The sequence below is a fragment of the Rhodopseudomonas sp. BR0C11 genome (assembly GCF_010820945.1).
In the GTDB taxonomy this organism is placed as follows: Bacteria; Pseudomonadota; Alphaproteobacteria; order Rhizobiales; family Xanthobacteraceae; genus Rhodopseudomonas; species Rhodopseudomonas palustris_H.
Map to the genome: position 1 here is coordinate 1 of NZ_QTKI01000265.1, position 6,593 is coordinate 6,593.

At 66.3% G+C, this 6,593-nt stretch carries 8 protein-coding genes and 2 pseudogenes; 4 read left to right on the forward strand and 6 right to left on the reverse strand.

Translation table 11 applies throughout. The annotated features are described in order from the left end of the window. The 3 genes and pseudogenes from DYI24_RS28360 to DYI24_RS18225 form a co-directional block, all read left to right on the forward strand. A pseudogene (locus DYI24_RS28360) lies at positions 1-111 on the forward strand (PAQR family membrane homeostasis protein TrhA); the annotation flags it as partial. A 65-nt stretch (positions 112-176) separates the two neighbouring features. Continuing rightward, positions 177-977 (forward strand): SDR family oxidoreductase, encoded by an 801-nt coding sequence (locus tag DYI24_RS18220; RefSeq protein WP_164573303.1) that lies wholly within the window; start codon positions 177-179, stop codon positions 975-977. Positions 978-1,164: 187 nt separating this feature from the next. Continuing rightward, positions 1,165-1,452: a hypothetical protein gene (locus DYI24_RS18225; RefSeq protein WP_164573304.1), complete on the forward strand. Its 288-nt coding sequence runs from the start codon at positions 1,165-1,167 to the stop codon at positions 1,450-1,452. Positions 1,453-1,455: 3 nt separating this feature from the next. On the opposite strand, the gene DYI24_RS18230 is transcribed toward DYI24_RS18225, so the two are convergent. The 6 genes from DYI24_RS18230 to DYI24_RS18255 form a co-directional block, all read right to left on the reverse strand. After that, positions 1,456-2,523 (reverse strand): threonine aldolase family protein, encoded by a 1,068-nt coding sequence (locus DYI24_RS18230; protein ID WP_502706355.1) that lies wholly within the window; start codon positions 2,521-2,523, stop codon positions 1,456-1,458. A gap of 320 nt (positions 2,524-2,843) precedes the next feature. Then, positions 2,844-3,461 carry a 30S ribosomal protein S4 gene (rpsD, locus tag DYI24_RS18235; RefSeq protein WP_107343591.1) on the reverse strand — a complete coding sequence of 206 codons (618 nt, stop codon included), beginning with the start codon at positions 3,459-3,461 and terminating at the stop codon, positions 2,844-2,846. Positions 3,462-3,649: 188 nt separating this feature from the next. Then, positions 3,650-4,426 (reverse strand): acyltransferase, encoded by a 777-nt coding sequence (locus DYI24_RS18240; RefSeq protein ID WP_164573306.1) that lies wholly within the window; start codon positions 4,424-4,426, stop codon positions 3,650-3,652. Next, the gene (locus tag DYI24_RS18245) at positions 4,426-4,821 is read right to left on the reverse strand and encodes a cupin domain-containing protein (protein WP_164573307.1); all 396 of its coding nucleotides are present in this window, start codon (positions 4,819-4,821) and stop codon (positions 4,426-4,428) included. The genes DYI24_RS18240 and DYI24_RS18245 overlap by 1 nt, the downstream gene beginning before the upstream one ends. A 53-nt stretch (positions 4,822-4,874) precedes the next feature. Beyond that, a complete protein-coding gene (gene murI, locus DYI24_RS18250; protein WP_164573308.1) occupies positions 4,875-5,669 on the reverse strand; it encodes a glutamate racemase in 795 nt (264 codons plus the stop codon). Positions 5,670-5,751: 82 nt separating this feature from the next. Beyond that, complete coding sequence (locus DYI24_RS18255) at positions 5,752-6,240, reverse strand: PaaI family thioesterase (protein ID WP_107343594.1); 489 nt, start codon at positions 6,238-6,240, stop codon at positions 5,752-5,754. A 154-nt stretch (positions 6,241-6,394) separates the two neighbouring features. On the opposite strand from DYI24_RS18255, the pseudogene DYI24_RS18260 reads away from it, so the two are divergent. After that, positions 6,395-6,593, forward strand: a pseudogene (locus DYI24_RS18260) (TrpB-like pyridoxal phosphate-dependent enzyme); the annotation flags it as partial.

The window sequence follows — 6,593 nt, forward strand, 5'->3', positions numbered from 1 at the left end:
ATCTTCCACGCTTGGCGGCGGCTGCGGTTCCAGAACGCGATCTGGCACGCCTTCGTGCTGGTCGCCGCCGGCTGCCACTACGTGGCGGTGATGGATCTGGTGCTGGCGTAACGTAGCCGGAGCCGGATCTTTCCGATATGAACGCCCCCGCCAACAACAAGCGGGGGGAAACAACCATGCAGATCGCGGGCAAAGTCGTCGTCGTCACCGGCGGCGGCAATGGAATCGGGCAGGCGCTATGCGAAGCCTTTCACAAGGCCGGCGCCGCCAAGGTCGTTGTCGCCGACCTCGATCAGGCCCGCGCCGAAGCGGTCGCCGCATCGATCGGCGGCGCGGCGTTCAAATGCGACGTGGCCAGCGAGGCCGACATCAAGCACGTGATCGAAGAGACCGAGCGCCAGTTCGGGCCGATCGATCTGTTCTGCTCTAACGCGGGGATCGGCGGCGGCTTCGATCCGATGGCCGAGAATGCCGGCGGCTCTTCCGACGAGCCGTTCATGAAGAGCTGGATGATCCATGTGATGGCGCATGTCTATGCCGCGCGGCATCTGGTGCCGCGCTACAAGTCGCGCGGCGGCGGTTACTTCCTCAACACCATCTCGGCGGCGGGTCTGCTGTCGCAGGTCGGCAGCCCGGCCTATTCGGCCACCAAGCACGGCGCGGTCGGCTTTGCCGAAAGCCTCGCCATCGCCCACAAGGCGCACAACATCCGCGTCTCGATCCTGTGCCCGCAGGGCGTCGACACCAACATGCTGCGCTCGATCCCGAAGGGGCCGCAATCGGCCGACGGTGATCTCTCAGCCGAGCAGGTGGCGAAGGATGCGCTGCAGGGCATCGAGCAGGAAACCTTCCTGATCCTGCCGCACCCGCAAGTGATCGACTACATGCGCAAGAAGACCGAGAACTACGACCGCTGGATCGGCGGCATGGCGAAGATCCAGGCCAAGTTGCGCGAGACTTTTGGCGGCAAGGCTTAGATCGTCTCGCTTGTTCTCTCGGCGCCCTGTCGTTTGGCATCTGCTTCAGAATGTCACAGCGGCGCTGAGGAACGGATCGCCCACTCGGCGTTCCGTCTGTACAGGCGCACACTGCGGCGTCTGTTATGCGATCGCACCGTCGTCCGGGCGGTGCGATTCTTGTTATCGGCAGCCAACGGAGAACTTGATGTCAGATCATCCCCATCGCCGGCCAAGCTGGGTGGCGCGCAGCCTCGCGGCGATCGCCCTCACCAGCATCTATTGCTTCAGCTTCGTCGGCGCCGCGGCGGTGGTCTCAGGCGTGACCAGTACTCAAGCGCATGCCCAGCGCGGGCGTGGACGCGGCTATGGCGGCCGGGGCTATAGCGGTCGGGGCCGCGGCCGCGGTCGCGGCTGGGAACGTGGACGGGGCCGCGGCGGGTATTATGGCGGCCGCTGCGTCGTCAACGCCGCCGGCGTCCGGATCTGCCTGTAACGGTCAGGCTGCCCGCACGATCTCGCGGACGTGGTCGAGCGTTTGCTCGATCATGTCCGCGCTGACGTCGAGATGCGTGCAGGCGCGGATCCGGCCTTCCATCATCGCCAGCACGACGCCGCGCCGGCGGAGCCGTGCGACCATGTCGGTGCCGGAGACGCCCGCGACGTCCGGCTTGAAGAACACCAGATTGGTCTGCGGCGTCTGCACCGCGATGCCGTCGATCTGCGCCAGCCCCGAGGCGAGGCGACGCGCGTTGGCGTGATCATCGGCAAGGCGATCGACCTGATGATCGAGCGCGTACAGACACGCCGCGGCGATCACGCCGGACTGCCGCATCGCGCCGCCAAGCCGCTGCTTCCAACGCCACACTTCATCGATGAAGTCGTGCGGGCCTGCCAGCACCGCGCCGACCGGCGCACCGAGTCCCTTGCTGAAATCGATCCACGCCGAATCCCAGCCCTTGGTCATCTCCTTGGCGCAGATACCTGTGGCCACCACCGCATTCATCAGCCGCGCGCCGTCGATATGCGTCCACAGCCCGGCGTCCTGGCCGGCCGCGGCGACCGCATCGAGCGTGGCCTGCGGCCAAATCGTGCCGCCGCCGATATTGGCGGTCTGCTCGACGCTGACCATGACTTGCGGCGGCTCGTAGCGGGTCTTCGGATGCAGCGCGGCGCGGAATGCCTCGAGTGAGAACTGGCCGTCGTCGCCGTCCAGGCCCGTGATCTGAAAGCCGCCGAGCGCGGCGTGCGCGCCACCTTCACGCGACAGGATGTGAGCGGTGCGATGCGCGATGATCTCGTCGCCGGGCCGGCAGGTCGCGAGCGTGGTCGTGACGTTGCACATCGTGCCCGAGGGCAGGAACACGGCGGCCTGCTTGCCGAGCAGCGCCGCGACGCGCTCCTGCAACAGGTTGGTGGTCGGATCGTCGCCGGTCTGTTCGTCGCCGACCTCGGCCCGCGCCATCGCCTCGCGCATCGCCGGCGTGGGGCGCGTCTGGGTGTCGGAGAGCAGATTGATCCGCACCGGCGGCGCGTTCGGATCGGGCTTTGATGGGATGTAGGCCATGCCCGAGGCTAACATGCCGGCCGCGGAGCGGAAGAGCTTTGCCCGGACACGATCAAGTCAGCGGGATGTGATTGGTACCACCCCGAGAACGTCATTCCGGGGCGCGCGAAGCGCGAACCCGGAATCTCGCGGTTACCCCATGCGGCCTTCGCCACGCACCCGCTGAACTCTCATGCGCAATATCCTCGAGGTTCCGGGTTCGCTCACTTCGTGAGCGCCCCGGAATGACGGTGACTTGTCATTCGCACCGCGCAAACAAAAAGGCCCCGGCGAACCGGGGCCTTGATGCATCGGACTGAGCAGCAATCAGTACGAAGAAATTAGCGCGAATAGAATTCGACGATCAGATGCGGCTCCATCTGCACCGCGAACGGCACGTCCGAGAGAGCCGGGATGCGCGCGAACTTCGCGGTCATCTTGTTGTGGTCGACTTCGATGTAGTCCGGCACGTCGCGCTCGGCGAGCTGGCTGGCTTCGAGCACGAAGGCGAGCTGCTTCGACGCTTCCTTGACCTCGATCACGTCACCGACCCGCACCTTGTAGCTCGGGATGTTGACGCGCTTGCCGTTGACCTTGATGTGGCCGTGATTGATGAACTGGCGGGCCGCGAACATCGTCGACACGAACTTGGCGCGGTACACCACGGCGTCGAGGCGGCGCTCGAGCAAGCCGATCAGGTTTTCGCCCGAGTCGCCCTTCAGACGGGTCGCTTCGACGTAGATGGCGTGGAACTGACGCTCGGAAATGTTGGCGTAGTAGCCTTTCAGCTTCTGCTTGGCGCGCAGCTGGACGCCGAAGTCGGACAGCTTGCCCTTGCGGCGCTGGCCGTGCTGGCCGGGGCCGTATTCGCGGCGGTTGACCGGACTCTTCGGACGGCCCCAGATGTTCTGGCCCATCCGGCGGTCGAGTTTATACTTGGCTTCAGCGCGCTTTGTCATCGCGTCCTCTAGGGTTGGAGTTGTGAGGAAACGCGCCCTCCTGTGCATGGGGAAAATCCCCTGCCGACAGGTCCGTCCTTAAAGCATAAGGGGAGGACCACGGGTCGCGAAACGCAACGCGGGCCGAAACCGACCCGCGAGCGGAGGCTTTCTAGGGGGAAAGCCCAAGGATGTCAATTCGGGACGGCTCAAGGCCCGGCTGCGGCCCGAAGTGCCCGGGCTGGGCGGTCCAGGCGCTCGATCTCGGCCGCGATCGTGGTGTTCAGCACCTGTTCCAGCCGCGTCGTCAGCCGCGCGATCGGGGCTGCGTCGATCACCCGGTGGTCGAACCGGACGATCACCTCCAGGCGGCCGTCGTCGGCGAGTCGGCCGTAGCTCAGGATGTAGGGACCGGGGCTGACCGGGTAGAGGTCGCCCGGACCGAACGCCGACACCGAGGACAGTCCGAAGCTGCCGAAGAAGTTCGCCCGCGGCCGGTCCAGCGACATCCCGGCCCACCAGGCGATCCGCCGCAGCGGCCACGGCATCCGGCTGATCCGCAGCAGCTTGCGGAACATCGGCACGCTGTCGATCGGGGCGGTGCTGGCGCTGCGGATGATTGCGTCGACCTCAGGCAGCGGCAGCGTGTCGGCGGCGGTCACCTTCTGCATCAGCACGCAGTCTTCGCCGTCGATGCGGCGGGCGACCGCGATCATGCCGACGCTCTTCGGCACCTCGAAGAAGTGCGGCCACGGGAAGTCGATATACAGCGTCCGCAGCACCGGCTCGTCGCGGGCCACCAGGCTGAATGCCTTGGCGAAGATCGCGGCGAAGCCTGGCGGCGATGCCGCGGCAGCCCGGGCCCGCGCCAGCGGGCCGAGATGCAACGTGCGCCGATAGCTGATCAGCGGCACGCCCTGCGAGGCGTGCATCAGATCAGCAATCAACCTGCGCGGCGCCGAGATCCGACGTGTTTTGCCCCGCATTACTTGGCGGGCGTTGCCAGCGGCTTGGTCTTGTCGACCACCCACACCGCCATCACCTTGGCGCCCTTGTCCCCGTGCACCTTGGCATCGTGCACCACGCCGGCCGGGATCACGTAGGAATCGCCGGCCTTGAGGTGCTTGTCGGGTTTGCCGTCGATGCTCATCACTGCTTCGCCCTCGAGCAGATAGCCGGTCTCGATGCCGGGATGGGTGTGCCGGCCGATATTGCCGCCCGGTGGCAGCTCGGCGAGACCGCTGACGGTGACATAGCCGTCGGGGAATTCGATCTTCTGCAGCGGCGTGCGCTTGATGCCGCTCTGCTGCGCGACGGCGGCGCCCGCAGCAGCTACCACGGCGCATGCGACCAGGATGTGACGCAAGGTTTTGATTGTCATTGGGGCTCCTCCGAGGCGCAAAGCTAGCAGCGTCCCGGCAGGCGGAAAAGCGCTCAGGCCGGAATGCGGCCGCCGAAATACGGCGCCAGCACCGCGCTGGCCCGCGGATGACGGCCCGAGGTGAAGATCATCTCGGCGCCCGGCGTGGGCGCGTGGCCGGTGGCCGGGCCGAGCAGAGTGACGACGCGGCGGGCGATTGCCGGGGCCGGATCGATCCAATCGACCGGCCAGGGCGCCAGCCGGATCAGCCGGTCGAGCAGCAATGGATAATGTGTGCAGGCCAGCACCACGGCATCGGTGCGGCCGCGTTTGGCGTCGGCTTCGACGAAACACGGCGCGATCTCCGCGCGGATCGCCGCGTCGGTCACTTCGCCGCCGCCGAGTGCGGTTTCGGCCAGGGTGGCGAGCCGGATCGATCCGACCAGCGACACCTCGCAGCCTTGGGCGAAATCGCGGATCAGCGCGCGGGTGTATTCGAGCCGCACCGTCGCTGAGGTGCCGAGCACCGAGACACGCTTGGTGCGGGAGCCCGCGCAGGCCGGCTTGATCGCCGGCACTGTGCCGACGAACGGCACCCGGTAGCGCGCCCGCAGCGGCGCCAGCGTCATGGTCGAGGCGGTGTTGCAGGCGATCACGACGAGGTCCGGCGCGTGCGCCGCGATCAGCTCGCCCATCAGCGGCACGACACGGCCGATCACCGCCTCTTCGCTGCGCTGCCCGTAGGGGAAGAACGCGTCGTCGCCGACATAGACGTAGTGCGCGTCGGGGCGCGCGCGGACCACTTCGCGCAGCACCGTCAGGCCGCCGAGGCCCGAATCGAACACCAGGATTGTGGGGAGCGAGGTCACGGCCGCGACCTTACCCGATCTTGGTTAGCTTTCGGTTGTCGATCGCGCGATGCAGCCCTGCGGAGACGGCAAAGCCGCCGGGTCAGTGGCTGTCGGCGACCTCGGTCGGCGGCACCTTGCGCTTGACCCGCTTGATGGTCCCCGAGAACGTGAACAGCGGTCGCTCGCCGCTCTTGAGGATGCCGCGCACGAAGATCAGCGACTTGCCGGCCCGGGTGACTTCGCCGGTCGCTTCGATCAGCTCGCCCTCGAATGCCGCATCAAGAAATTCGGCGCCGAATGCCACCGTCACGCCTGGTCCCTGCAATTCGCGGACGGCGATCGCGAACAGGCAGTAGTCGGCGAAGGTCATGAAGCAGCCGCCGTGCACCGCCTTCATGCCGTTGAGGTGCTTCTTCTCGACCCGGAAGGCGCAACGGACGCGGCCGTCGTCATCGATCCGGTGCCAGAACGGCCCGTTGTGCGATTCGAAAGTGTCCCGCGTCCACGTCCGCCAGCCGGCGAACTCACCCTCGGTTGCGGTGAAAAGGTCCGGGCGACTGGGACGTGTCGGTTCGACGGTGGTGGTCAAGGGGCGTTATCCTTTGGTCTATCGTTTGGTCCATAAAACTGATGCCGCGCTGCAATGCAAATCCACAAATCTAATTGACACTGCGCAATTGGCAGGCAGGTCGCCGCTGTATACCCTCCCGGGCCGCAAAACCGGCCGCGTAAGGGAGAATAGAATGAGCGACCAGATCAAGTATGTGCTGGACGAGGAGAACATCCCGAAGTCCTGGTACAATCTCAACGCCGACTTCCCGACGCCGATGCCGCCGGTCCTGCATCCGGGCACGCATCAGCCGGTCGGCCCGAGCGATCTGGAGCCGCTGTTTCCAATGGAGCTGATCCTCCAGGAGGTCGCGACCGAGCGCTACATCTGTC